Source organism: Bacillus sp. 22446 (assembly GCF_052044955.1).
Classification (GTDB): Bacteria; Bacillota; Bacilli; order Bacillales; family Bacillaceae; genus Bacillus; species Bacillus altitudinis.
In genome coordinates this window covers 1-620 of record NZ_JBQEOD010000024.1, presented here as the reverse complement: position 1 = coordinate 620, position 620 = coordinate 1, and the positions used below count along the sequence as shown (strand labels likewise).

Sequence of the window (620 nt, the reverse complement as noted above, 5' to 3'; positions counted from 1 at the left end):
CTCCGGTCGCTCCCGTATCTCCCGTTGCACCCGTGGCTCCGGTTACTCCGGTCGCTCCCGTATCTCCCGTTGCACCTGTAGCTCCGGTTACTCCAGTCGCTCCCGTTACACCTGTGGCTCCGGTTACTCCGGTCGCTCCCGTTACACCTGTGGCTCCGGTTACTCCGGTCGCTCCCGTATCTCCCGTTACACCTGTGGCTCCGGTTACTCCGGTCGCTCCCGTATCTCCCGTATCTCCCGTTACACCTGTGGCTCCGGTTACTCCAGTCGCTCCCGTATCTCCCGTTGCACCTGTGGCTCCGGTTACTCCAGTCGCTCCCGTATCTCCCGTTGCACCCGTGGCTCCGGTTACTCCGGTCGCTCCCGTATCTCCCGTTACACCTGTGGCTCCGGTTACTCCGGTCGCTCCTGTATCTCCCGTGGCGCCTGTCACACCTGCGGCTGCCAATAACGTATAATCTGGAGACGTATCTGGTGTGCCAGTTGGTGGCGCTGTATTTACGATATAAGTTCCACCTTCATATGTCACCACTTGACCTACTGGATAGGTTGGAGCTGTTGCTGGGTCAAATGCCAAAATACCAGCTAACCCTACTCCGGTTGCCCCGGTATCTCCCGTT

General features: G+C 59.2%; 1 pseudogene. It reads right to left on the bottom strand.

The window, feature by feature from the left end:
- Positions 1 to 620: pseudogene (locus tag ACTJJD_RS19315) on the bottom strand (hypothetical protein); the annotation flags it as partial.